We start from the raw sequence: 23697 nt of genomic DNA, 5'->3' as shown, positions 1-23697 counted from the left end.
TCTTGAGATAATGCCTTGACCAACATCCTGATTGCCACAAGTGTGGCTCATCGGACGCTCCTAGGAAAAAGACTAATCGAAACGGAAATCAACCCGTTATGGTGATGATATTGATTGAATGTTATGGGATACCACTGTTTTCGCGAATTATTAGATGGATAGGTTATTCACTATAACCGGAGGATCATAATGAATGAACGATTGACGAAAATAAAAAACGACACCAGCCAATTTTGGACAAGTCGTAGTAAAAAACAAAAAATTGTGATGATTGGTTCTTTAGTAGGGGTTGTAGCACTTGCTATAGTTATTACAATTTTTGCTACAAAAACTACATATGTACCACTTTATAAGGATTTATCGACAAGAGAAATCGGACAAGTGAAGGAAGCGCTAGACACTCAAGGTGTAAAGTATGAAATTGAACCGGGAGGGACATCGATTTCAGTCCCTGAAGACCAAGTAGATTCATTGCTAGTGCAGTTGGCATCGGACGGATATCCGCAAACAGGGTCGATTGATTACTCTTTTGCAAAGGGCTCTGGATTTGGTATGACAGATAATGAGTTTAACCTCTTAAAAAAAGCAGCAACTGAAACAGAAGTTGCAAAGCTCATTAAAAATCTAGATGGTGTAAAAGATGCAAAGGTAATGATCAACGTTCCAGAAGAGGGCGTTTTCTTAAAGGATGTTAAAGATGAAGCGACAGCATCTATTGTTTTAAATACAGACCCTGGCTATAAATTTACAGAGCAACAAATTGCCACTATGTACAATTTAGTAGCAAAAAGTGTTCCGAATTTAAACACGGATAACATTGTTATTTCTAACCAATTCTCCGAGTACTTTGATCTGCATGCTGCAACTGCTGATGGAACTTCAACAACGACAGCTGAAGGTCAGCTACAAGCGAAGAAATTGGTTGAGCGCGACCTACAGCGACAAGTTCAAAGTATGCTAGGTACGCTTATGGGACAAGACAAAGTAGTAGTTTCTGTGACAACAGACATTGATTTCAAAAAAGAAAATCGTGAAGAAAACCTAGTTACACCGGTTGACGAAGAGAATATGGCAGGAATAGAAATTAGTGCTCAACGTATTTCGGATCAATATTCTGGTACAGCTGCGGCTACTGGTACACCTGAAGCTGAAACGACAACAGATAACTTTACCACTTATAACGAAGGTACCATGGGTAACGGGGATTCCGAGCATACCGAAGAAACAATTAATTATGACGTAAACCGTATACGCAAAGAGATCCAAGAGGCACCATATAAAGTTCAAGATATAGGTATCCAAGTAATTGTTGAACCACCGACAGGAGCTGACGCAGGAACGTTACCAAATGGGGTTCAAGAGGATATCCAGAAAATTTTAAGTACTATTGTTCGTACGACGATTTCTAAAGATGTAGCAGCAGAACTTACTCAAGATCAAATCGATGAAAAAGTAGCTGTTTCAGTGCATCCTTTAAATGGTAAAGCAACAGAGACAGCTAGTGAAAAATCTGTTATTCCATGGTGGGTTTGGGTAATCGGCGGCATATTACTAGCTGTAATATTATTGCTTGCATTCTTCATTATCCGTTCACGTAAACGTGCGGAAGAAGAAGAAGAACTTAGTATCCTAGATGAACAAGAAGAATTAATGATTGAAGATATTAATGAAGAAATTGAAACGGAAGCTACAATGCGTCGTAAGCAGCTTGAAAAAATGGCAAAAGATAAGCCAGACGATTTTGCGAAGTTACTGCGTAGTTGGATTGCGGAAGACTAACTAGGAGGTTCGACTGTGTCCAAGAAAGATAAAGAATTAACTGGAAAACAAAAGGCCGCGCTCTTGTTAATTTCATTAGGGCCTGAGGTTTCAGCTTCTGTTTACAAACATTTAACAGAAGAGGAAATTGAACGCTTAACATTAGAGATTTCAAGCGTTAAAAAAGTAGAAGCAAACGTTAAAGAAGAAATTATTGAAGAATTTCACAATATTGCACTTGCGCAAGACTATATTACACAGGGTGGTATTGGTTACGCGAAGACAGTATTGGAAAAAGCACTTGGTGTAGAACAGGCGCAAACAATTATTAATCGTCTAACATCTTCTTTGCAAGTGCGTCCATTTGACTTTGCGCGTAGAGCTGATCCAGCACAGATTTTTAACTTTATTCAAAATGAACATCCACAAACAATTGCCCTTATTCTATCTTATTTAGAGGCAGGGCAAGCGGGTGTTATTTTATCTTCATTACCACAGGAAGTACAAGCTGATATTGCTAAACGTATAGCCGTAATGGAATCAACTTCTCCAGAAGTTATTAGTGAAATTGAATCTGTATTAGAGCGTAAATTATCATCAACCGTTACACAGGATTACACGGAAACGGGTGGCATTGACGCAGTTGTTGAAGTGTTAAATGGTGTAGACCGACAAACGGAAAAAACGATTCTCGATGCACTCGAAATTCAAGATCCAGAGCTTGCTGAAGAAATCAAAAAACGTATGTTTGTATTCGAGGATATTGTTACGCTCGACAACCGCTCAATTCAACGTGTTATTCGTGATTGTGAAAATGAAGACTTACTGCTTTCAATGAAAGTTTCAAGCGAAGAAGTAAAAGATATTATTTTCCGCAATATGTCACAACGTATGGCTGAGACATTTAAGGAAGAAATGGAAATTATGGGACCTGTACGTCTGCGTGATGTAGAGGAGGCACAATCTCGAATTGTTGCTGTCATTCGTCGCTTAGAGGATGCTGGTGAGATTATTATTGCACGTGGTGGAGGAGATGACGTCATTGTCTAGAATCATCCGTTCTGTATATACACAGTCCAATGGCGATCATGTCAAAAAAATTCAAATTCGTGACATGTTTGAGATGCAAGAGGTAGAGAACGGAGAAGTTCCACCTCAAAAACAAATTACTATCGAAGAAGTGCTAGAAGAGCGCGAACGTTTATTTGCAGAGGCTAGAGCTACTTTACAAGCTGAACGTGAGGCTTTTGAACAAGAAAAGCAAATGTTCTTTCAGGAAATTGAACATTTAAAGCAAGGTTGGGAAGAAGAACGACCTAATCGAGTGCAAGAAGCTTATGATGAAGGATTTGGTCAAGGCTATGAGGACGGGATAAACAAAGCTAATGAAGCGATGGCGCAATCTCTCCAAACGGCCAATGAAATAATCATTCATGCAGGGGAAAATGCTCGGAAATATATTGAAGATCAGGAATCGATTATTTTAGAGCTAGGCTTAACTACAGCAGAGCGAATTATTGATGCATCTTTAGAGCGAGACAACGAATTATTTGTTTCAATCGTTCATAGAGGACTTAAAGAAGCGAGAGAAATGAAAGAAATAAAAATTTATGTTTCGCCTACCTACTATGCTTTAATTACTGCTAATCGGGATGAACTAGCTGAAATGTTCCCAACTGACGTACCATTTATGATTTTTGTAAATGAGGAGTTAGAAAATGAAACAGATTGTTATATTGAAACAAATCATGGCCGTATTGTTGTAAGTATTGATGAGCAATTGAACGAACTAAGATTGAAGCTACATGAAATATTAGAAAGTAAGGAATGATCTAGATGAAAACGGCTCAATTAATCGAACAAATTCCTCAAATACCAACCTTTAAAAAATTTGGTAGAGTAACTAGAGTTGTCGGCTTGATGATTGAGTCACAAGGTCCAGATAGTTCTATTGGTGATGTCTGTAAAATTCATGTGGAAACTTCTAAAAACGGCCATCAAATCATCTTAGCAGAGGTTGTAGGCTTCAAAGATGAAATTGTCGTCTTAATGCCTTTTACTTCGCTTCGAGAAATATCAATTGGCTGCCTAGTCGAAGGTACAGGGGCACCGCTTGAGGTAAAAGTGGGCCCTGAGCTAATCGGTAAGGTACTTGATTCTATGGGGAATCCAATAGATGGAACTGTATTACCGAAAGGATTAATGACAGTTCCGACAGAGCAGGACCCACCCAATCCACTAACGCGCCCGCCGATAAATGAAAGACTTGAAGTAGGTGTTAAAGCAATTGATGGCATGCTAACAGTGGGTAATGGACAACGTGTTGGTATTTTCGCTGGTTCTGGGGTCGGGAAAAGTACATTGCTCGGTATGATTGCGCGAAATACCCAAGCAGATTTAAACGTAATCGCGCTAATTGGGGAACGTGGTCGTGAGGTTCGTGAGTTTATAGAGCGTGATTTAGGACCAGAGGGTTTAAGTCGATCGATAGTAGTAGCTGCTACCTCTGATCAGCCTGCACTAATGCGAATTAAAGGGGCCTTTACCGCAACAGCGATTGCTGAATATTTTAGAAATCGCGGCTTAAATGTCATGTTGATGATGGACTCTGTGACTCGTGTTGCTATGGCGCAGCGTGAAATCGGTCTTGCGACAGGTGAACCACCAGCTCAAAAAGGTTATACACCATCTGTATTTGCGATTTTACCTAAACTATTAGAACGCACAGGTACTAATGAGAAAGGCTCTATTACTGCCTTTTATACAGTGTTAGTAGATGGTGATGATATGAATGAGCCAATTGCAGATACGGTGCGAGGGATTTTAGATGGTCATATAGTCCTTGATCGAAACCTTGCTAATAAAGGTCAATATCCAGCTATTAATGTATTAAAAAGTGTCAGCCGTTTGATGAATCATGTGGCAGAGCCAGAGCACAAAAAGGCTGCAGAACGATTAAGGGAGCTCTATTATACATATGACAAGTCAGAGGATTTAATTAATATCGGTGCCTATAAGACAGGAACATCAAAAGAAATTGATGAAGCCATTTACTATGAACCTCTCATTACCGCTTATTTAAAGCAAGGCTATTTAGATAAGGTGACCCTAGAGGAAAGTAAGAATGAGTTAATTTCATTATCGATTGGTGGTGGAAAATAGGGTGGTAAGCTATATATATCGTTTTGAAAAAGTGTTAACCATTCGAGAGCAAGAAAAAAATGAAACAGAAATTGCCTATAAAGAATCTGTACGTTCTTTTGAAGAAATTGCAACTAAGCTATATGAGTTGTTAAAAAAGAAAGAAGATTTAATAGAGTTTCAGCAGGAGCGTTTAGCTGTAGGTTCATCAATAGAAGAAGTTCATCACTATGCACGGTTTATTGATAGCCTCGAAAAAACAATTACTGATGTACAGCAAAAAGTTGTTCAAGCTCGTGCAAAAATGAATTGGCACGAAGAAAAATTATTAGAAAAAAACTTGGAAGTACGTAAATTTGAAAAAATGCGAGAGAAAGATTTTAAAGTGTTTCAGCAGGAACAGGATCGTATCGAAGGCATTTTTTTAGATGAGATTTCATTGCTTACGTATAACAAGAGAGAAATCAGGTGATTTCATGGCGAAAACAGACAATCGACTTAAAGCAGAATTAGTAGAACAACCGCCTAAACGTAAATCAGGAGGCTTGCGAAAGTTTTTTACGTGGTTTGTAATACCTATTATGTTTGTAGCGGCAGTTCTACTTGTTGTTGCAACCCTAATGAATACGAATGTTTTTGATTTAGGGAAAAAGGCAGTTCAAAGCTTACCATTCGTTCCTTCAGAAGAACAACAAGCAAAAGATGCTGTCGTTAATAATGATTCAAAAGTTGTAAAGTTACAGGCCGAAATACAAGAAAAAGAAGCGGAAATCGTACAGCTTCAAAAAAAGATGGATACGGCAACAACTGAAAAAGAAAAGTTAACGACAGAAAATGAACAGTTAAAATTTGAAATTGAAAAATTAAATAGGGAGCAAAGTGATGTAAAGCGTGACTTTACTGATATTTTAAAAACATTTGATAAAATGTCCCCTAAAGCAGCAGCGCCAGTTCTTATTAAAATGAGCGATACTGAAGCACTTCGTATTTTAACAAACTTAAAACCAGATAAATTAGCTGCGATTTTAGAAAAAATGGATCCACAAAATGCTGCTAAATATACAGAAATGATGGCTAAACAATAAGGAAATCTGAAGGGGGGTGAAAAAATGGATGTGGCAATGATGCAAATGATGTCTAAGGCTATACCAGCTAAAACAGCAGCTACAAAACCTACAACATCAGGTGATTCCAATGTGAATGCAAATGGACCGTCGAACAAGTTTGGGTCTGTTTTTGGACAGATTATTTCTTCTTCAAATCAAATACAGCAGCCTACACAGTCAACAGACATAAAAGATACATCTGATTTGACAGCAGTTTTAAATGCTGAATCTATAGAAGACGTACTAGACTTACTGGGTATTCCACACGACGATGGCTTGTTAATGCTTCAAATTGGTGATGAAGGCAAAGCTGTTGCAATTGATGAAATGTTAAATCTGGATAACCTAATGGATGCATTGGGGATTGATACCGAGCAACTTCAACAATTAGTACAACAGTTGCTAGGAGAAGATAAAGAAGCAAAAGATGTATGGGAGCTTTTAGCAATAGTAGACGCTCAGGCACCAATGCTTCAAACGCAAATCGTAGCAGCTTTACAAGGCGAAGGACAAGTGACTCCAAAGGAAACAGCGCCATTACTTCAAGTGTTAAAGTTAGCACAGCTAGTTGGACAAAAAACAGACTTAACAGCTTCACAAGAAAACGTGCTAACTAACATCAAGAGTCTTCTGACAACGATGCAAACACAAGTAGAGACGACTTTATCTGAACAGCAAGTAACAACGAAAACAACAGTAACACTGCCGTTACAAGGCTTTCAGAAAGTAGTTCAACAAGTTCAAGTTACAAAACAGACAGACACTAGTTCTAATGAGATGGTAACTTCCAATACAGTCCAAACAAAAGCAGATACGTTCCAAGTAACACTCCCGGCTGCAAAACCAGCACAGTCTGAGGCATTTTTGAAAGAGATGCAAGCAATTATCAACAGAGCCCAAATCTCTAATGCACAGGGTATTACGCGCTTAACATTGAAATTGTATCCCGAAAATCTAGGAGCAATTCGTATCGAACTTGTGCAAAATGACGGTGTCCTCACAGCCCGTCTACTCGCTTCAACAGCTCAAGGTCGTGAATTACTTGATAGTACGGCACATCAATTAAAGCAAGCCTTTGTACAGCAAAATATTCAAGTTGATCGTCTTGATATTGCCCAATCCTTACAAGATGCAGATCGTCAACAACGCGATCAAAGCTTCTTCAATAATTTCTTTAAGCAACAACAGCAAGAAGAAGAAGAGCAAAAAAGCGACAATGACGATGAAGGCAAGTCCTTTAATGACTATCTAATAAGTGAGGAGGTGTAAATATGGCAGATACAAAGACTGATAAAATGACTGGAAAGATAACGGATGACTTTTACTATCAGAATTACAAGAAGCCAGTTAGGGAAACAGGTAATCAAGAACTTGGTAAGGATTCTTTTCTTCAATTATTAATTGCACAATTAAAACATCAGGATCCAACAAATCCTATGGACGACCGAGAATTCATTTCTCAACTGGCACAATTCTCTTCTTTAGAACAAATGCAAAATATGACAAAAGCGATGAATTCATTACTAGCTTCACAGCAACAAACACAGCTTATGAGTTATACAACATTTGTTGGTAAAGAAGTAAAATGGCATGAGATAACAGATGAGTTGGATGAAGACAAGAAACCTATTATCAATGAAGGAACAGGCATTATTGAATCGGTGAAATTTGTAGACGGAGATGTAGTATTCGTATTAGCTGATGGTAAGGAAATAACGCCTGGCAATATTTCAGCTATTTTAGGTGGTTCAGGAACGAATTCGAGTGAAAACAATACTGAAAAAGAATCTCCTCTTGTACAAGCAAGCAAGCTCATTGGTAAAAAAGTTACCTATAAAGACGGCGAGCAAGAACTACAAGGGCGTATTGTTTCTGTTTCGAGTAAAGATGGCGTTATTTATTACGTATTAGACAATGACAAAAAATTAACACAAAAAGAATTTACCGAAATAAGCGAATAGAGGTGGAGAAGAATGATGGATCAGTTTTCAATACATCGTGTACCATTACATCCATCTATTCGCCAGACACAACCTACGCCAATAAAAACACAGCAATCGTTTAAAGCTCATTTACAGGAAGCTACCAAGCAACAAGAATTAAAAGTGAGCAAGCATGCGCATGAACGTATAATCCAGCGTAATATTGCGATTACTGAACAAGAATGGCAGGCTGTATCAGAAAAGGTATTTGAAGCACACTCAAAAGGTGTCAAACAACCATTAGTCTTGATGGATCAAGCAGCTTTAATTGTCAGCGCTAAAAACGCAACTGTCATTACCGCGATGGACCGCACGGAAGCGAAACAGCAAATATTTACAAATATTGATGGCACAATCGTGCTGTAAAGGCTGGACCTGTAATAGGAGGCCTAGGTGTGCTGATTGATAGAAGCATACAATTAATAGACGAAGGGAGAACGACATTATGTTACGTTCTATGTATTCTGGTATTTCAGGTTTAAAAAACTTCCAAACAAAGCTGGATGTAATTGGGAATAATATTGCTAATGTTAATACTTACGGCTTTAAAAAAGGACGTGTAGTATTTAAAGATTTAATGTCTCAAACGTCAGCAGGTGCCTCTTCACCTACACAAACTCGTGGTGGTGTTAACGCTAAACAAATCGGTTTAGGTTCACAACTAGCTGCAATCGATACAATTCACGGTACAGGTTCAATGCAAACAACGTTTCGTGAGTTAGACTTAGCTATATCTGGTGATGGATTCTTCATGGTAGGTGATGCAAATGGTGCACCTGATGAAGATGGGAACCTTGATGCTGAGGGTTACAGCAATATTCTCTATACACGTGCTGGTAACTTCTATATGGATAGAAATGGATATTTAGTGAACGCCGATGGTAAATATTTAGTCGGTCATGCAAGTGATGAGTTATCGATTTCTGCTGATGGTGATTCAATCGATGGTTCTGCAGCTGACGAACAAAAAGCAGATAATGGACTAGCTGATATAGAAGGTAATATCGCAGAGGGTATGGATTTCGCAACTGAAATTTCACCGATTCGTATCCCTACAACAGCGCAATCAATGTCTATTGGTAAAGATGGTACAGTTATGTATGTAGACTATAAAGGTGACAAACAATATGCTGGTCAACTTATACTTGCAAAGTTCCCAAATGCTGGTGGCCTTGAAAAAGTGGGTGGTAACTACTACCAAACCTCAGCGAACTCTGGACAACCATACGCTCAAGTTGGATCGGTAGGAGGGATTGGTACCGTTGAAGCTGGCTACCTAGAAATGTCCAATGTCGACCTTTCAGAGGAGTTTACTGAAATGATTGTAGCGCAACGTGGTTTCCAATCAAATACACGTATTATCACAACTTCTGATGAAATTCTTCAAGAGCTTGTGAATCTAAAACGCTAGATTTTAGTATGAGGTTTATACTTAATATGTAGGTAAAGAAAATACCGGTTAAGATTACAAAGTGCTCAAAACTAAAAACATAATTTCATATGAGGGAGGGTCGGGCCGGCTCTCATGCTAGACCCGGCCCTATTTCAATGATTGAACTAACACGTTTAAATGGCAAAGCATTTTCATTGAATGCTTTATACATAGAAACGGTCGAATCTTTTCCGGATACGACCATTACATTAACGACTGGAACCAAAATCATTGTTTTACAGAGTCAAGATGAGGTGCGACAAAAGGTAACAGCCTTTTATAAAAATATACAAATACTATCAAACCCGCATCTACGAGGTGAAGAAGATGAAGAATAACAAAGTGTTAACGATGATTATCATCGTACTAGTAGCAATCATACTTATCGGGGGTATTTGCTTTGTATTATTTACCCAATTTAATAAGCCGGCAAAGTCTCTTGAGCCAACTATTGATGAAATCGTAGAAGCTTCTGTTGAAATTCCGGAGATTACTACAAATCTAGCTGATAACAAAATTGTACGCTTTTCGTTAAAAATTCAAACATCAAATAAAGATGCTGCTGCTGAATTAACGAAACGTGATTTCCAAGTGAAAAATATTGTTATTCAAGAGCTTTCAGAAATGGAGCAAAAAGATTTAGAAGGTAAGCAAGGGAAACAAGTTTTCCAAAAATCATTAAAAACAAAAATTAATGAATTGATGCAAGAGGGAGAAATTCAGGAAGTTTATTTTACCTCCTTCATCACCCAATAATAAAGAAACTGCTTGAAATGGAGGTGGGCAAATGGCAGGAGATGTGTTATCTCAATCTGAGATAGATGCGCTGCTTTCCGCAATATCAACTGGGGAAATGTCAGCGGACGACATAAAAAAAGAGGACGAGGGGCGCAAGGTTAAAGTTTATGACTTTAAACGAGCACTTCGTTTCTCAAAAGATCAAATCCGAAGTTTGACCCGAATACATGAAAATTTTGCACGATTGCTGACAACCTTCTTTTCTGCACAGCTGAGAAGCTATGTGCAGATTACTGTTGCATCAGTGGACCAAATACCATTTGAAGAGTTTGTACGTTCGATTCCGAATATGACACTCATTAATGTGTTTGAAGTGCCGCCATTAGATGGTAATATATTGATGGAAATAAACCCAAACATTGCCTACTCGATGTTAGATCGTTTAATGGGCGGTAGTGGGGCGAGTCATAGTAATGTAGATAACTTAACAGAAATAGAAACTAAAATTATGACAAACCTTTTTGAACGTTCATTCGACAATTTACGCGAGGCATGGGAAAATGTTGCGGAAATTGATCCAATCTTAGTAGAGCTTGAGGTCAACCCTCAATTTTTACAAATGATTTCACCAAATGAAACAGTTGTCGTTATTTCCTTAAACACGATCATCGGTGAGACAAGCGGTATGATTAATATTTGTATCCCGCATGTTGTATTGGAGCCAATTGTTCCAAATCTTTCTGTTCGTTACTGGATGCAGACGAATACAAAAGAGATGTCTCCAGAGCAAACAAAAATGCTTGAAACACGTGTGAAACAAGCACAACTACCTGTTTCCGTTGAACTAGGTATTACAGACATTACCATTGAGGATTTCCTCACAATGCAAGTTGGAGATGTTATTCAATTAGAACAAAAAATTGAAGATCCACTACTGTTAAAAGTAGGGACATTACCGAAATTTACAGTTCAACCAGGAAAACAAGGCAAAAAATTAGCAATCCAGATTATCGACCCTTTGAAAGGAGGAGACGAAGATGAGTGATGAAATGCTCTCCCAAGAAGAAATTGAAGCGTTATTAAGGGGCGAAACGTTGGAAGATAAAAACAGCGGCACTGAAGCTTCTACAAATGAGGAAATTAATGATTTAAAAGTAGAGGATTACCTCGATTCGTTTGCCCAAGATGCATTAGGTGAGGTAGGAAATATATCTTTTGGTAGCTCTGCTACAGCGCTGTCAGCGTTATTAGGTCAAAAAGTAGATATTACTACCCCAAGTATTTCAATGATTAACCGAAATAAATTAGAAGAGGAATTTCCTCATCCTTATGTAGCCGTACAGGTTGAATATACAATCGGATTGACAGGAATGAATTTACTTGTCATTAAGCAATCCGATGCAGCGATTATTGCTGATTTAATGTTAGGTGGAGATGGCTTAAATCCGAAACCAGATTTAGGTGAAATTCAGCTAAGTGCCGTGCAAGAAGCTATGAATCAAATGATGGGTTCTGCGGCTACTTCAATGTCGACAGTATTTAATAAAAAAGTGGATATTTCTCCACCTACTATTGATTTAATGAATATTTCTCAGAACGAAGGACGAGAAAATATTCCTGAAGATGATTTACTCGTAAAAGTATCTTTCAGATTGAAAATTGGTAATTTAATTGATTCGAATCTAATGCAATTATTACCGCTGAAATTTAGCCAAAACATTGTAAAATCTCTATTAGGAGAAACGGAATCGATCGAGGAACCTGTGGCTGCAACTATAGCGCCTGAAGCGCCAGTAGCACCGACACCTGTACAACCACAGGCGTCTATGCAACCACAAGCACCTGTAACACCACCGCCTGCACAGCCAGTATATCAACAGCAAGCAGCGCCTGTGCAGCAACCAATGTATCAAGAGCAACAACAGATTCCGATGCAAGCAACAAGACCTGTTCAACCGGTCAATGTTCAACAAGCACAGTTTGCTAGTTTTGATCCAAATGTTATCTCGCAATCTGAAGCTAGAAATTTAAATATGCTACTTGATATTCCATTGCAAGTTACTGTAGAGTTAGGACGTACAAAGCGTTCTGTAAAAGAGATATTAGAACTATCTAGTGGTTCGATTATTGAACTAGATAAATTGGCTGGTGAACCAGTTGATATTTTAGTAAATAGCCGTTTAATCGCTAAAGGTGAAGTCGTTGTTATTGATGAAAACTTCGGTGTCCGCATTACAGATGTTTTAAGTCAAGCAGAGCGTTTAAATAATTTAAGATAGTTTCAATTGGAGGAGTTAACCATGTCTAAAAGAATTTTGATTGTAGACGATGCCGCATTCATGCGCATGATGATCAAGGATATTTTATCGAAAAATGGGTTTGAAGTTGTTGGAGAGGCTGCTGATGGTTTACAGGCTGTTGAAAAGTACAACGAATTAAAGCCAGATTTAGTAACAATGGATATTACGATGCCAGAAATGGACGGTATTGCTGCTCTTAAAGCAATTAAAGGTTCAGATCCAAATGCAACTGTAATTATGTGTTCGGCAATGGGACAACAAGCAATGGTAATCGATGCAATTCAAGCTGGTGCGAAAGACTTTATTGTTAAACCTTTCCAAGCTGATCGTGTAATTGAAGCGATTCAAAAAGCTCTAGGATGATTGAATGCAAATGTTAAAATCATTTCGTCTAACGATGATTTTCGCATTTCTTGTATCCTTCCTGTTTTTGTACCCTACAACAACTCCTGTGTATGCAGAATCTAACACAAAATTTGTCGACGACTGCATTAATAAAAAAGGAGATTGCAAAGAAGATAGTACTCCAGCTGCTGAGAAAGATTCAGATTTACAAGCGGCTGGAGACGTATCTGCGTGGGAATACATAAAAATGGTGTTGGCGCTTATTTTTGTTATAGCTTTATTTTATGGATTAATGAAGTTTTTAAATAAAAGAAATTTGAACTTTCAACGTAATCAATTAGTACAAAATTTAGGCGGTTTATCTTTAGGTGCTCAAAAGTCGGTACAACTATTACAAGTAGGTAAAACACTCTATTTAGTTGGGGTCGGTGAGGATGTCCAGCTATTACGTGAAATTACTGATCCTGATGAAGTTGCAACACTTTTAGCACTATATAATGAACGACAAGAACTTGCAGTAACATCACCGTATATTGCAGAAGTATTATCTAAGTTTAAGAGAAAAAGTAATGAAAGTTCACCAGCGCAGCAAAAACAAGGCTCTTTTGGTGAGCTATTTGAAAAAAAGATTTCCGAAATTAAACAGGAGCGTAGTGAAGAACTGGAGAAATGGAAGCAAAAGGAGAATGATGATAAATGAATGATGTAATCAGTGTTTTTTCCAACGGCGACCCGACAAATGTCTCTAGCGCTGTTAAGCTTCTTTTGTTGTTAACAGTTCTTTCACTGGCACCAAGTATTTTAATTTTAATGACATCATTTACACGAATAGTTATCGTATTATCGTTTGTTCGTACTGCGTTAGCGACACAGCAAATGCCACCGAACCAGGTCATTGTGGGCCTTGCCTTGTTTTTAACTTTCTTTATCATGGCCCCAACATTTCAAGAGGTCAATAAAGAGGCATTGCAGCCACTATTTTCTGAGAAAATTGGAATTGAAGAAGCGTATGATCGTGCCAGTGTGCCGTTTAAAGAGTTTATGAGTAAGCATACAAGGCAAAAGGATCTTGATTTATTTTTAACCTATAATAAAGCAGAAAAGCCAGCATCAGTAGAAGAAATTCCCCTTACAATGCTCGTACCTGCTTTCGCATTGAGTGAGATTAAAACAGCGTTTCAAATTGGCTTTATGATATTTATTCCATTCCTAGTAATCGACATGATTGTTGCAAGTACTCTAATGTCGATGGGGATGATGATGTTACCACCGGTTATGATTTCATTGCCGTTTAAGATTTTATTATTTGTACTCGTTGATGGTTGGTACCTTGTGATGAAATCATTACTACAAAGTTTTTAGGGGATGATACAGTATGACAGGTGAATTGGTTATTTCAATTGCAGAGCGTGCCATTATGGTTATCCTTCTAACAAGCGGTCCGCTATTATTAGTTGCTTTAATCACTGGTTTAGCGGTAAGTATTTTTCAGGCAACAACATCGATTCAAGAGCAAACTTTAGCATTCGTTCCAAAAATCATCGCTGTATTAGCAGCCATCGTATTTTTCGGTCCTTGGATGTTATCACAAGTGACTAGCTATGCGAGAGATATTTTTGAGAATTTAACGCGTTATATAGGGTGAGTAGATGAATGAATTAATCCCGCATTTTACGGTTTTCTTATTAGTGCTTGTGCGCGTATCGGCATTTTTTGTCACTGTGCCTTTTTTCTCGTACAGAACGATTCCGCCACAAGTTAAAATAACGCTCGCATTAGTTTTAGCTTGGATGATGTATTACACAATTGACGTTGAACCATTTGTATTTAATGGTGATTACATACTTTTAGTGATGAAAGAAGCGCTCATTGGACTGTTGCTCGGTCTAGTTGCTTATATCATCATGTCGGCAATTCAAATTGCCGGAAGCTTTATAGATTTTCAAATGGGTTTTGCCATTGCCAATATTATTGACCCGCAAACAGGTGCACAAAGTCCATTGATAGGACAATTTTTTAATACGCTAGCATTACTTTTTCTACTAGCTATAAATGGACATCATATGATTCTCGATGGAATTTATTATAGTTATCAATTCTTACCGATGGATCAAGGATTTCCAAATTTCGCAAATGCCAATTATATAGAGTTTATCATCACAACATTTACAGCTGTTTTTGCGATTGCCTTTCAAATGGCTGCTCCTGTTGTAGCAACTTTATTTTTAGTCGACTTGGCGCTAGGAATCACGGCGAAAACTGTACCACAATTAAATATTTTTGTTGTTGGTTTTCCTATTAAAATTGGTGTTAGTTTTCTAGTGTTATTCACAATGATGACTGTAATGGTTCAAGTGATACAAAAGCTTATTACAATTATGATATATGCGATGCGTGATTTAATGGCTATTTTAGGTGGTGGATAAAATGTTGCTACTGCTGGATTTAGATTTACAGTATTTTGCGGGAGAAAAAACGGAAAAGGCGACGCCCAAAAAACGACAAGATGCTCGAAAAAAAGGTCAGGTCGTCAAAAGTCAGGATATTTCCAGTGCGATTGTCATGCTCATGGTATTTATCTTTTTATTCTTCTTTGCAGGTTCGATGCGAGACGATCTTTTAGCTTTTTTCAGGCAAACTTTTATTCATAACATACGCGTAGAAACACTAACGATTGATAGTGTGATGAGCTTATTTACAGAAACATTAGTGCAAATGGCTTTTATTATTGTCCCAATAATGGGAATTGCATTTGTTGGAGCATTGGCAGGTAACTTCCTACAGTTCGGTTTCCTATTTACATTAGAGCCGATGAAGTTTGATTTAAAAAAAATGGACCCGATTAAAGGGTTAAAAAAGATATTTTCTGTTAAAGCCATTATAGAGCTTCTCAAATCGGTATTAAAGATTGGCTTCATCGGTGGCGTTACGACAATTATAGTTTGGACGAATTTGCCGGAAGTTTTGGCGTTATCCTTTAAAAGCCCATGGATAACTCTTATTACAGTGGGTAAGCTTGTTGGTATCATGGGGATTGCTGCTTCGCTCGTCTTACTATGTGTATCCCTTTTAGACTGGATGTATCAAAAACATGATTACGAAAAAAATCTTAAAATGTCTAAGCAAGATATTAAAGATGAATATAAAAATAGTGAGGGCGATCCACTGATAAAATCGAAAATCAAACAACGCCAACGCGAAATGGCGATGCGTCGAATGATGTCAGAGATTCCAAACGCCGATGTTGTCATAACAAACCCAACTCACTATGCGATTGCCATCAAATATGATGAGGAAAGTATGGATGCCCCACGCATCGTTGCTAAGGGTACAGACTTTATCGCTCAAAAGATTAAACTGATTGCGAAAGAACATGATGTGATTATGGTTGAAAATAGGCCATTAGCACGAGCAATGTACGATCAAGTAGAAATTGGCGATCAAGTACCAGAAGAGTTTTTCAAAGCAATAGCCGAAGTGCTTGCTTATGTTTATCGAATTAAGCGGAAAATTTAAAGCTTTTTGTAGGAGGGACACAAATGAAAGTTCGCGATATAGGGGTTTTAGGTGCGGTTATTTTAATCGTTGCGATGCTCATCATTCCTCTTCCTCCGTGGATGTTAAGTTTCTTAATCGTCATTAATATTACATTAGGATTAATAGTACTGTTAACAGCAATGAGTATGAAGGAAGCATTAGACTTTTCTATTTTCCCTTCAGTTATTTTATTGTTAACTTTGTTCCGACTCGGACTGAGCGTTTCTACAACACGTGCCATTTTAGCCAAAGGTGATGCTGGTGCGGTTGTTGAAACGTTTGGTGATTTTGTAGTCGGCGGGAATGTACTAGTTGGTTTAGTTGTATTCTTAATTCTTGTGTTAATTCAGTTTATCGTTATTACAAAAGGAGCGGAGCGTGTAGCTGAAGTAGCAGCACGTTTCACACTGGATGCGATGCCGGGTAAACAAATGAGTATTGATGCTGATTTAAATGCAGGAGTTATTTCTGAAAGGGAAGCACGTGAACGGCGCGAGAAAGTAGCGGGTGAAGCGGACTTCTACGGAGCGATGGATGGTGCCACAAAATTCGTAAAAGGGGATGCCATTGCCTCAATGGTCATGGTTATTATCAACTTATTATTTGGTATCATCATCGGTGTTGTGCAGATGAAGCTTCCATTTGCAGAGGCAGCAAATCATTTTTCTAAGTTAACAGTAGGAGATGGTATTGTCTCACAAATTCCCGCGCTACTGATCTCTACAGCGACAGGGATTGTCGTAACACGTGCATCCTCTAAAGGTAGTCTTGGTGAAGACATTACAGGTCAGTTATTTGCTCAAGCAAAACTGCTTTATGTAGCGGGTGGAACAATACTTTTACTTGGATTTTTCACACCTATCCCTATCTGGATAACAATCCCAATTGGTGGTTCACTAATTGCTGGTGCTTATATGATGGATCATAAAAAACCAGAGGATGAAGAAGAATTACTTGAAATTGAGGAAGAAGTGGCAACTGACGGCATGAAGAGCCCTGAAAACGTTGTGAATTTATTAAATGTGGACCCAATCGAGTTTGAATTTGGCTATGGTTTAATACCGTTAGTAGATGCTACTCAAGGCGGCGATTTATTAGATAGAGTCATTATGATACGTCGACAGTTAGCATTAGAATTAGGGATTGTCATTCCGGTTGTCCGTATTCGCGATAATATTCAATTACAACCAAATGAATATCGAATTAAAATAAAGGGTAACGAAATGGCGCGTGGTGAACTTCTACTTGATCATTATTTAGCAATGAGTCCAGGAGATGATGATTCCATCGAAGGAATTGACACAGTTGAACCGTCATTTGGCTTACCTGCAAAATGGATTACTGAGCAAGTGAAAGAGGATGCAGAAATGTTCGGCTACACAGTTGTTGACCCACCGAGCGTAGTGTCGACTCACTTAACCGAAATGATTCGTGCAAATGCTTATGAATTACTTGGTCGTCAAGAGACGAAGCAGTTAATTGATCATTTACGTGAAACACATCCAATTTTAGTCGAAGAGCTGACGCCTACACCGTTATCGACTGGAGAAATTCAAAAAGTACTGGGTAAACTCCTACGAGAAAATGTTTCAGTCCGAAACTTACCAATTATTTTTGAGGCGCTAGCAGACTATGCAAAGTTAACGAGCGATACCGATATATTAACTGAGTATGTACGTCAAGCATTAGCACGTCAGATTACTTCTCAATACGTAGGAGACAGCTCGTCACTAAAGGTTATAACTGTTTCGGGTAAAGTAGAGAAAATGATTGCTGATAGTATTCAACAAACTGATCACGGAAATTATTTAGCGATGGATCCACAAGATTCTCAAACTGTCTTGGAGACTATTGCTGCAGAAGTAGAACGCGTTTCCTTTATGGAACAATCTGCTATTATCTTATGCTCTCCAGCAGTTCGTATGTATTTACGTCAACTAACGGAGCGTTATTTCCCGCAAATTCCAGTTCTATCATACAATGAACTTGATGCTACGGTTGAAATTCAAAGTGTTGGGGTGGTGAATGTTGAATGAAAATGAAAAAATATTATGCATCCTCCATACCAGAAGCGATGAAGCTTGTGCGTGCTGAATTAGGTGAGGACGCTGTCATTTTGAATTCGAAAGTAGTAGTGACAAAAAAGTTTTTTGGAATCATTAAAAAGAAAAGTTTTGAGGTTGTTGCAGGGATTGATTCAATGGAGCCAGGTAATGCGGCTCCAGCACCTGCAGCTTTACCTATAAAAACAGCTAAAAAAGAAAATGTAAGGTTACAAGAGATTACGAATGCTGTACAAGCTAACATGCACCAAGTACAGCCCCAGAATGATGCGCCCTTGCATGAGGAAACTGGCATTTCTGAAGATTTGAGGAAGGAAATTGCAGATTTAAAATCTTTAATGCATTCTATGCATAAGAAGACTATCCAGGATCAATATCCCGATGAACTCTTACCCTTCATTGAATACTTAAGACAGCAGGAGCTATGTGAGGAGCTCATCACAACGATTGGTGATGAGCTTTTTACGCATTTCAAAGAAGCGTCAGAAATCAATTTTTCTCAATATAAGATGGTTACGAAAAATTTATTGCGCAAAGAGCTAGAGAATCTCCCAGTCGGGGGATTATCCTATGAAAAAAAATATATTAATGTTCTAGGTCCAACAGGTGTCGGAAAGACTACGACAATTGCTAAAATGGCAGCTAGAGCAGTTTTAGAAAAAAAGAAAAAAATAGGATTTATCACGACAGATACTTACCGTATTGCTGCAATTGAGCAATTAAAAACGTATGCTGGACTGTTACAAGCTCCTGTCGAAATTGCCTATAATGCAACAGATTTTGAGCAAGCAATCCATCGATTGTCCCATTTAGATTTAGTGTTTATAGATACAGCAGGCCGCAATTATAAAGAGGTAAAATATGTAGACGATTTACAGCGTCTCATAAAATTTGATGATCAAGCTGAGTCCTTCTTAGTACTTGCTATGACAACGAAAGAGAAGGATATGGCAAACATTGTAGAGCAATTTAAGCAATTACCAATTGAAAAATTCATTTTTACAAAAATTGATGAAACAAATTCTATTGGCACAATGATTAATTTAATGATTAAATATAATAAAGGACTTGCTTACTACACGAATGGTCAAGAAGTACCAGAAGACATTGAAGAAGCTGATCTAGAAGCAGTACTAAATTTATTTTTTCAAGGTGAAGAAAAATGAGAGACCAAGCTGAAACATTACGCTTGAAAATGTTGAAACAGCAGGGCGAATTAGGCAGGGCAATTGCGGTTGTAAGTGGTAAAGGTGGGGTTGGTAAAAGTAACTTCACGATGAATTTTGCCATTACATTGGCCAATAAAGGGAAAAAAGTTGTCATCGTTGATATGGATATTGGTATGGGGAATATCAATATTTTAATTGGAAAAAGTGCATCTTATAGTTTAAAAGATTACTTAGAAGGAAATAAGTTACTAGATGAGGTAATATTTGAAGGTCCTTACGATTTAAAGTATATTTCAGGTGGGTCTGGTATGTCGGGCGTCTTAGAATGGTCAGATATTATGTTTGATCGACTCATTCATGCATTTGAGCAGCTTCAAAAAAGCTTTGATTACATCTTATTTGATATGGGAGCAGGAGCAACTAACTGGTCATTAGATTTACTAACTTCTATAGATGAAATCATTGTTTTATCAACAGCAGAGCCAACTTCTATTACAGATGCATATTCAATGATGAAATATATTCATACGAGAGATGCGGACAAGCAATTTTATATACTCTGTAATCGAGCTTATAGTAAAGAAGAAGGACTGGAAACCAATGAACGACTGAAGCGTACGATGAAGCGTTTTTTGGACAAAGAGGTTACGGTATTAGGCTCATTACCTGAAGATTCTGTTGTGCGTAAGGCTGTGCGTGAGCAAGTGCCTTTTTCACTTGCCTATCCAGACGCACTTATTACAAAGACACTTCATCTTATAGTGGCACGTTTTATGGAATACCGTGTGGAGGAAGTTCATGCACATGATCAGTCAGCAGGTAATTTCTTAACTAAATTAAGAAGTATTTTTTCGAAAGGACGTGATTAATTGGACTTTTTACATAAAAGCAAGCTATTAGTTGTTGATGATTCTGCTTTTATGAGAAAGCTAATTAGTGACTTTTTTGTTGGCAACTCGAAGGTTGAAGTAGTTGGAACAGCACGAAATGGGAAAGATGCGATAAAAAAGATTCAATCATTGCGGCCAACAGTTGTGACAATGGATATTGAGATGCCTGAAATGAATGGGCTTGATGCTTTAAAAGAAATTATGACTATATGTCCAGTACCTGTTGTTATGCTCTCGAGTACAACTCAACGAGGAGCAGAAAATGCCTTATCAGCAATTGAACTTGGTGCAGTAGATTTTGTCGCGAAGCCAAGCGGAACAATTTCTCTTGATTTACATAAAATCCAAACCGAACTTGTCCACAAGGTTGAACAAGCATCATTGGTACCTGTTTCAAAATTAAAGAAACCTTCTGGTAGTAAAAGACAACAAGAACATTCATTAATAGCGAGTACCGTTAGAAGAGAATCATTTAGTGAAGGTATGATGACTCCTCCTGTCAATGTTTTTCCGACAAGGGCAGAATCATCAAAGCCACATGTGGAATGGAATAAAGTAGGCCGGAAAATTGTACTGATTGGGACTTCCACCGGCGGACCTAGAGCATTACAAGAAGTAATAACAAAAATCCCAAAATCCATTCAAGCACCAATTTTAATTGTCCAGCATATGCCAGCAGGATTTACAAAATCTCTTGCTACTCGTTTGGATCAATTGAGTGAGATTACCGTAAAGGAAGCTGAGCAAGGAGATATTCTTCAAAATGGAACGGCGTATATTGCACCTGGTGGGTATCATTTAAAACTTAGAAAAGTAGGTACCTCCTTTGGCATAGTCCTTGATAATAATGAACCACCTAGATCTGGACATCGCCCTTCTGTAGATGTGATGTTTGAAGATGTCAGCCAATTTAAAGATTTTGATAAAGTGGCAGTTATTATGACAGGTATGGGCCATGACGGCTCTGACGGACTAAAAGCACTAAAAAGTACTGGAAATGTGATTGCAATCGCTGAGTCAGCTGAAACTTGCATAGTGTATGGTATGCCGAAAGCAGCAGTGGAAACGCAGCTTGTCGATGAAGTAGCAGATGTAGATGATATTGCACAAACAATAATGAAATATTTGCCTTAAAGGGGTGTCCTCTTATGGAAGTCAATCAATATTTAGAGATGTTTATTGAAGAAAGTAAAGACCATTTACAAGCGTGTAGTGAACATTTATTAGAACTAGAAAAAAATCCAGACGATTTGGCGATTGTTGGAGAAATTTTCCGTTCAGCGCATACATTAAAAGGTATGTCTGCGACAATGGGCTTTGAAGATCTAGCAGATTTAACTCATAAAATGGAAAGTGTGTTGGATGCGATCAGAAATGAGAAAATCCATGTAACTCCTGAAATTTTAGATGTTGTCTTCGAGTCTGTAGACCATCTAGAAGAAATGGTGATGGACATTGCAAATGGCGGAGATGGAAAACGTGATGTATCTTCAACCGTTGCACAATTAAAGCGTATTGAATTAGGTGAGGAAGCGATTCCTGAAGTAGTAGCAACTACTGAGACACCCGCTACTGCTGTAGCAAGTGTGTTAGAGTATGACGGTTTTGAACAAACAGTTATTTCTCAATCTACTGAACAAGGTTTCAATGCACTCGAAATTTCAGTTAAATTACGTGAGGACTGTCTTTTAAAAGCAGCACGAGTATTTATGGTGTTTGAGATTTTAGAAAAAGATGGGGATGTTATTAAATCAAATCCATCTGTAGAAAAGCTTGAAGACGAACAGTTTGATCAACAATTTTACGTAGCTTTCGTAACAAAAGAATCTGCTGAAGATATGCAGAAAAAGATTATGAAAGTTTCAGAAGTTGAAGAAGTGATTGTCGCAACTATCGAACAAAAGCAATATAGTGAAAATGGACAAGCAATTCAAGAAGTAGCGGCAACAGCAACGGTAGAAGTTGAGGCTCAACCTGCTACTGCAACAGAAACAAATACTGCAGCACCTACACCTGCAAAAGCAGCCGCTCCTGCTAAGGCTGATAAAAGTCATGCGCCGGTTGGTAATAAAACAATACGTGTAAATATCGAGCGACTTGATATATTAATGAACTTATTTGAAGAGCTTGTTATAGATCGAGGACGACTACAGTCTATTGCAACTGAGGTTAACCATGGAGAGTTAAATGAAACAGTGGAGCGTATGAGCCGCGTCATGGGTGATTTACAAACTATTATTTTAACGATGCGTATGGTTCCGGTTGAAACAGTATTCAATCGCTTCCCAAAAATGATTCGTCAGTTATCTCGTGATCTAAACAAGAAAATTAACCTCGAAATTATTGGTGCTGAAACAGAGCTAGATCGTACAGTAATCGATGAAATTGGGGATCCTCTTGTTCATTTAATTCGTAATTCTGTTGACCACGGTATTGAAAATCCGACAGCTCGTCTTGCAAAAGGTAAACCAGAAGAAGGAACAGTTGTCCTGCGTGCTTATCATAGTGGTAACTATGTCTTTATTGAAATTGAAGATGATGGAGCAGGTATTAACCGTGAAAAAGTACTTGCGAAAGCTATTTCTAAAGGTATTGTTACACAAGAACAATCATATTCAATGTCAGATAAGCAAATCAATGAGCTTATTTTGGCTTCTGGTTTCTCAACGGCAGATGTTATTTCTGACGTATCTGGCCGAGGCGTTGGATTAGACGTTGTTAAAACAACAATAGAATCATTGGGTGGAAATATTTCAATTGACTCTACACAAGATGTAGGATCAGTATTCTCGATTCAATTACCACTGACATTATCGATTATTTCTGTCATGCTAGTAGAAATAGAGAAAGAGATTTATGCCATTCCGCTTTCATCAATTATCGAAACTTCAATTATCCGTTCATCTGAAATTATGAATGCGCATAATCAAAAAGTAATCGACTTCCGTGGCAAAGTAGTACCACTAGTATTTTTAGAAGAAATCTTTGAGGTACCTCGTAAAGAACCACAGGGTGACGAATTCCATTCAGTGGTCATCGTTCGAAAAGGTGAGAAACTTGCTGGTTTAGTTGTGGATTCATTCATTGGCCAACAAGAAATTGTGCTGAAATCATTAGGAAACTACTTAACGAATATCTTTGCAATTTCAGGTGCAACAATTTTAGGTAACGGAAAAGTAGCCTTAATTGTGGATTGTAACGCACTTATTAAATAAGGTGAATGAATAAGAGAGGTG

General features: G+C 38.0%; 25 protein-coding genes. All 25 read left to right on the top strand.

From position 1 onward, the window contains the following. Positions 1 to 189 precede the first annotated feature (189 nt). The 25 genes from fliF to ACQKOG_RS01155 all read left to right on the top strand — a co-directional run bounded on the left by fliF (position 190) and on the right by ACQKOG_RS01155 (position 23676). Entirely contained in the window at positions 190 to 1779 is a 1590-nt protein-coding gene (fliF, locus tag ACQKOG_RS01275; RefSeq protein WP_370075229.1) for a flagellar basal-body MS-ring/collar protein FliF, read from the top strand. A gap of 15 nt (positions 1780 to 1794) precedes the next feature. After that, on the top strand, positions 1795 to 2808 hold the full coding sequence (gene fliG / locus ACQKOG_RS01270; protein ID WP_053594207.1) for a flagellar motor switch protein FliG: 1014 nt from the start codon (positions 1795 to 1797) through the stop codon (positions 2806 to 2808). Further along, entirely contained in the window at positions 2801 to 3589 is a 789-nt protein-coding gene (gene fliH, locus ACQKOG_RS01265) for a flagellar assembly protein FliH (RefSeq protein WP_370075228.1), read from the top strand. Before fliG ends, fliH begins: the two co-directional genes overlap by 8 nt. A 5-nt stretch (positions 3590 to 3594) precedes the next feature. Next, a complete protein-coding gene (gene fliI, locus ACQKOG_RS01260; RefSeq protein ID WP_132357440.1) occupies positions 3595 to 4920 on the top strand; it encodes a flagellar protein export ATPase FliI in 1326 nt (441 codons plus the stop codon). Between the two features lies 1 nt (position 4921). Beyond that, positions 4922 to 5371 (top strand): flagellar export protein FliJ, encoded by a 450-nt coding sequence (gene fliJ / locus ACQKOG_RS01255; RefSeq protein ID WP_370075227.1) that lies wholly within the window; start codon positions 4922 to 4924, stop codon positions 5369 to 5371. Positions 5372 to 5375: 4 nt separating this feature from the next. Next, positions 5376 to 5984, top strand: coding sequence for a MotE family protein (locus tag ACQKOG_RS01250; RefSeq protein ID WP_323652765.1), 609 nt, complete (start codon positions 5376 to 5378; stop codon positions 5982 to 5984). A 24-nt stretch (positions 5985 to 6008) separates the two neighbouring features. Beyond that, entirely contained in the window at positions 6009 to 7274 is a 1266-nt protein-coding gene (locus tag ACQKOG_RS01245; RefSeq protein WP_370075226.1) for a flagellar hook-length control protein FliK, read from the top strand. A gap of 2 nt (positions 7275 to 7276) precedes the next feature. After that, a complete protein-coding gene (gene flgD / locus ACQKOG_RS01240) occupies positions 7277 to 7966 on the top strand; it encodes a flagellar hook assembly protein FlgD (RefSeq protein WP_370075225.1) in 690 nt (229 codons plus the stop codon). A 15-nt stretch (positions 7967 to 7981) separates the two neighbouring features. After that, positions 7982 to 8353: a TIGR02530 family flagellar biosynthesis protein gene (locus ACQKOG_RS01235; RefSeq protein WP_370075341.1), complete on the top strand. Its 372-nt coding sequence runs from the start codon at positions 7982 to 7984 to the stop codon at positions 8351 to 8353. Between the two features lie 79 nt (positions 8354 to 8432). Further along, the gene (locus tag ACQKOG_RS01230) at positions 8433 to 9398 is read left to right on the top strand and encodes a flagellar hook-basal body complex protein (RefSeq protein ID WP_370075224.1); all 966 of its coding nucleotides are present in this window, start codon (positions 8433 to 8435) and stop codon (positions 9396 to 9398) included. A 137-nt stretch (positions 9399 to 9535) separates the two neighbouring features. Beyond that, positions 9536 to 9757, top strand: a complete 222-nt coding sequence (locus tag ACQKOG_RS01225; protein WP_370075223.1) for a flagellar FlbD family protein — start codon at positions 9536 to 9538, stop codon at positions 9755 to 9757. Beyond that, on the top strand, positions 9747 to 10175 hold the full coding sequence (fliL, locus tag ACQKOG_RS01220; RefSeq protein ID WP_370075222.1) for a flagellar basal body-associated protein FliL: 429 nt from the start codon (positions 9747 to 9749) through the stop codon (positions 10173 to 10175). Before ACQKOG_RS01225 ends, fliL begins: the two co-directional genes overlap by 11 nt. A 31-nt stretch (positions 10176 to 10206) precedes the next feature. After that, positions 10207 to 11202, top strand: coding sequence for a flagellar motor switch protein FliM (fliM, locus tag ACQKOG_RS01215; protein WP_370042860.1), 996 nt, complete (start codon positions 10207 to 10209; stop codon positions 11200 to 11202). Then, on the top strand, positions 11195 to 12436 hold the full coding sequence (gene fliY, locus ACQKOG_RS01210; RefSeq protein WP_370075221.1) for a flagellar motor switch phosphatase FliY: 1242 nt from the start codon (positions 11195 to 11197) through the stop codon (positions 12434 to 12436). The genes fliM and fliY overlap by 8 nt, the downstream gene beginning before the upstream one ends. A gap of 21 nt (positions 12437 to 12457) precedes the next feature. After that, a complete protein-coding gene (locus ACQKOG_RS01205) occupies positions 12458 to 12820 on the top strand; it encodes a response regulator (RefSeq protein WP_049668450.1) in 363 nt (120 codons plus the stop codon). Positions 12821 to 12830: 10 nt separating this feature from the next. Next, on the top strand, positions 12831 to 13502 hold the full coding sequence (locus tag ACQKOG_RS01200) for a flagellar biosynthetic protein FliO (RefSeq protein WP_402868124.1): 672 nt from the start codon (positions 12831 to 12833) through the stop codon (positions 13500 to 13502). Beyond that, positions 13499 to 14164, top strand: coding sequence for a flagellar type III secretion system pore protein FliP (gene fliP / locus ACQKOG_RS01195; protein WP_370075219.1), 666 nt, complete (start codon positions 13499 to 13501; stop codon positions 14162 to 14164). The genes ACQKOG_RS01200 and fliP overlap by 4 nt, the downstream gene beginning before the upstream one ends. A 13-nt stretch (positions 14165 to 14177) precedes the next feature. Further along, complete coding sequence (gene fliQ / locus ACQKOG_RS01190; RefSeq protein WP_132357429.1) at positions 14178 to 14447, top strand: flagellar biosynthesis protein FliQ; 270 nt, start codon at positions 14178 to 14180, stop codon at positions 14445 to 14447. Between the two features lie 4 nt (positions 14448 to 14451). Continuing rightward, a complete protein-coding gene (gene fliR / locus ACQKOG_RS01185; RefSeq protein ID WP_370075217.1) occupies positions 14452 to 15228 on the top strand; it encodes a flagellar biosynthetic protein FliR in 777 nt (258 codons plus the stop codon). A gap of 1 nt (position 15229) precedes the next feature. Further along, positions 15230 to 16318 (top strand): flagellar biosynthesis protein FlhB, encoded by a 1089-nt coding sequence (flhB, locus tag ACQKOG_RS01180; RefSeq protein ID WP_370075216.1) that lies wholly within the window; start codon positions 15230 to 15232, stop codon positions 16316 to 16318. Positions 16319 to 16341: 23 nt separating this feature from the next. Next, the gene (gene flhA / locus ACQKOG_RS01175; RefSeq protein ID WP_370075215.1) at positions 16342 to 18375 is read left to right on the top strand and encodes a flagellar biosynthesis protein FlhA; all 2034 of its coding nucleotides are present in this window, start codon (positions 16342 to 16344) and stop codon (positions 18373 to 18375) included. Continuing rightward, positions 18372 to 19568, top strand: coding sequence for a flagellar biosynthesis protein FlhF (flhF, locus tag ACQKOG_RS01170; protein WP_370075214.1), 1197 nt, complete (start codon positions 18372 to 18374; stop codon positions 19566 to 19568). Before flhA ends, flhF begins: the two co-directional genes overlap by 4 nt. Then, positions 19565 to 20440 (top strand): MinD/ParA family protein, encoded by an 876-nt coding sequence (locus tag ACQKOG_RS01165; protein WP_370075213.1) that lies wholly within the window; start codon positions 19565 to 19567, stop codon positions 20438 to 20440. Before flhF ends, ACQKOG_RS01165 begins: the two co-directional genes overlap by 4 nt. Further along, positions 20441 to 21595: a protein-glutamate methylesterase/protein-glutamine glutaminase gene (locus tag ACQKOG_RS01160; protein ID WP_370075212.1), complete on the top strand. Its 1155-nt coding sequence runs from the start codon at positions 20441 to 20443 to the stop codon at positions 21593 to 21595. A gap of 14 nt (positions 21596 to 21609) precedes the next feature. Then, positions 21610 to 23676 carry a chemotaxis protein CheW gene (locus ACQKOG_RS01155; RefSeq protein WP_427444534.1) on the top strand — a complete coding sequence of 689 codons (2067 nt, stop codon included), beginning with the start codon at positions 21610 to 21612 and terminating at the stop codon, positions 23674 to 23676. Positions 23677 to 23697: the final 21 nt, after the last annotated feature.

The organism is Lysinibacillus sp. NPDC093216 (genome assembly GCF_050280325.1).
Taxonomy (GTDB): domain Bacteria; phylum Bacillota; class Bacilli; order Bacillales_A; family Planococcaceae; genus Lysinibacillus.
The sequence above is the reverse complement of the archived record's forward strand: the minus strand, read 5'-3'. Positions and strand labels throughout refer to the sequence as shown.

What these genes read in the sequence shown, in the direction of transcription:
- fliF (WP_370075229.1), top strand. Translation starts at nt 190, where the DNA reads ATGAATGAACGATTGACGAAAATAAAAAACGACACCAGCCAATTTTGG.
- fliI (WP_132357440.1), top strand. Translation starts at nt 3,595, where the DNA reads ATGAAAACGGCTCAATTAATCGAACAAATTCCTCAAATACCAACCTTT.
- ACQKOG_RS01250 (WP_323652765.1), top strand. Translation starts at nt 5,376, where the DNA reads ATGGCGAAAACAGACAATCGACTTAAAGCAGAATTAGTAGAACAACCG.
- ACQKOG_RS01245 (WP_370075226.1), top strand. Translation starts at nt 6,009, where the DNA reads ATGGATGTGGCAATGATGCAAATGATGTCTAAGGCTATACCAGCTAAA.
- flgD (WP_370075225.1), top strand. Translation starts at nt 7,277, where the DNA reads ATGGCAGATACAAAGACTGATAAAATGACTGGAAAGATAACGGATGAC.
- ACQKOG_RS01235 (WP_370075341.1), top strand. Translation starts at nt 7,982, where the DNA reads ATGGATCAGTTTTCAATACATCGTGTACCATTACATCCATCTATTCGC.
- ACQKOG_RS01230 (WP_370075224.1), top strand. Translation starts at nt 8,433, where the DNA reads ATGTTACGTTCTATGTATTCTGGTATTTCAGGTTTAAAAAACTTCCAA.
- ACQKOG_RS01225 (WP_370075223.1), top strand. Translation starts at nt 9,536, where the DNA reads ATGATTGAACTAACACGTTTAAATGGCAAAGCATTTTCATTGAATGCT.
- fliL (WP_370075222.1), top strand. Translation starts at nt 9,747, where the DNA reads ATGAAGAATAACAAAGTGTTAACGATGATTATCATCGTACTAGTAGCA.
- fliM (WP_370042860.1), top strand. Translation starts at nt 10,207, where the DNA reads ATGGCAGGAGATGTGTTATCTCAATCTGAGATAGATGCGCTGCTTTCC.
- fliY (WP_370075221.1), top strand. Translation starts at nt 11,195, where the DNA reads ATGAGTGATGAAATGCTCTCCCAAGAAGAAATTGAAGCGTTATTAAGG.
- ACQKOG_RS01205 (WP_049668450.1), top strand. Translation starts at nt 12,458, where the DNA reads ATGTCTAAAAGAATTTTGATTGTAGACGATGCCGCATTCATGCGCATG.
- ACQKOG_RS01200 (WP_402868124.1), top strand. Translation starts at nt 12,831, where the DNA reads ATGTTAAAATCATTTCGTCTAACGATGATTTTCGCATTTCTTGTATCC.
- fliP (WP_370075219.1), top strand. Translation starts at nt 13,499, where the DNA reads ATGAATGATGTAATCAGTGTTTTTTCCAACGGCGACCCGACAAATGTC.
- fliQ (WP_132357429.1), top strand. Translation starts at nt 14,178, where the DNA reads ATGACAGGTGAATTGGTTATTTCAATTGCAGAGCGTGCCATTATGGTT.
- fliR (WP_370075217.1), top strand. Translation starts at nt 14,452, where the DNA reads ATGAATGAATTAATCCCGCATTTTACGGTTTTCTTATTAGTGCTTGTG.
- flhB (WP_370075216.1), top strand. Translation starts at nt 15,230, where the DNA reads ATGTTGCTACTGCTGGATTTAGATTTACAGTATTTTGCGGGAGAAAAA.
- flhA (WP_370075215.1), top strand. Translation starts at nt 16,342, where the DNA reads ATGAAAGTTCGCGATATAGGGGTTTTAGGTGCGGTTATTTTAATCGTT.
- flhF (WP_370075214.1), top strand. Translation starts at nt 18,372, where the DNA reads ATGAAAATGAAAAAATATTATGCATCCTCCATACCAGAAGCGATGAAG.
- ACQKOG_RS01165 (WP_370075213.1), top strand. Translation starts at nt 19,565, where the DNA reads ATGAGAGACCAAGCTGAAACATTACGCTTGAAAATGTTGAAACAGCAG.
- ACQKOG_RS01155 (WP_427444534.1), top strand. Translation starts at nt 21,610, where the DNA reads ATGGAAGTCAATCAATATTTAGAGATGTTTATTGAAGAAAGTAAAGAC.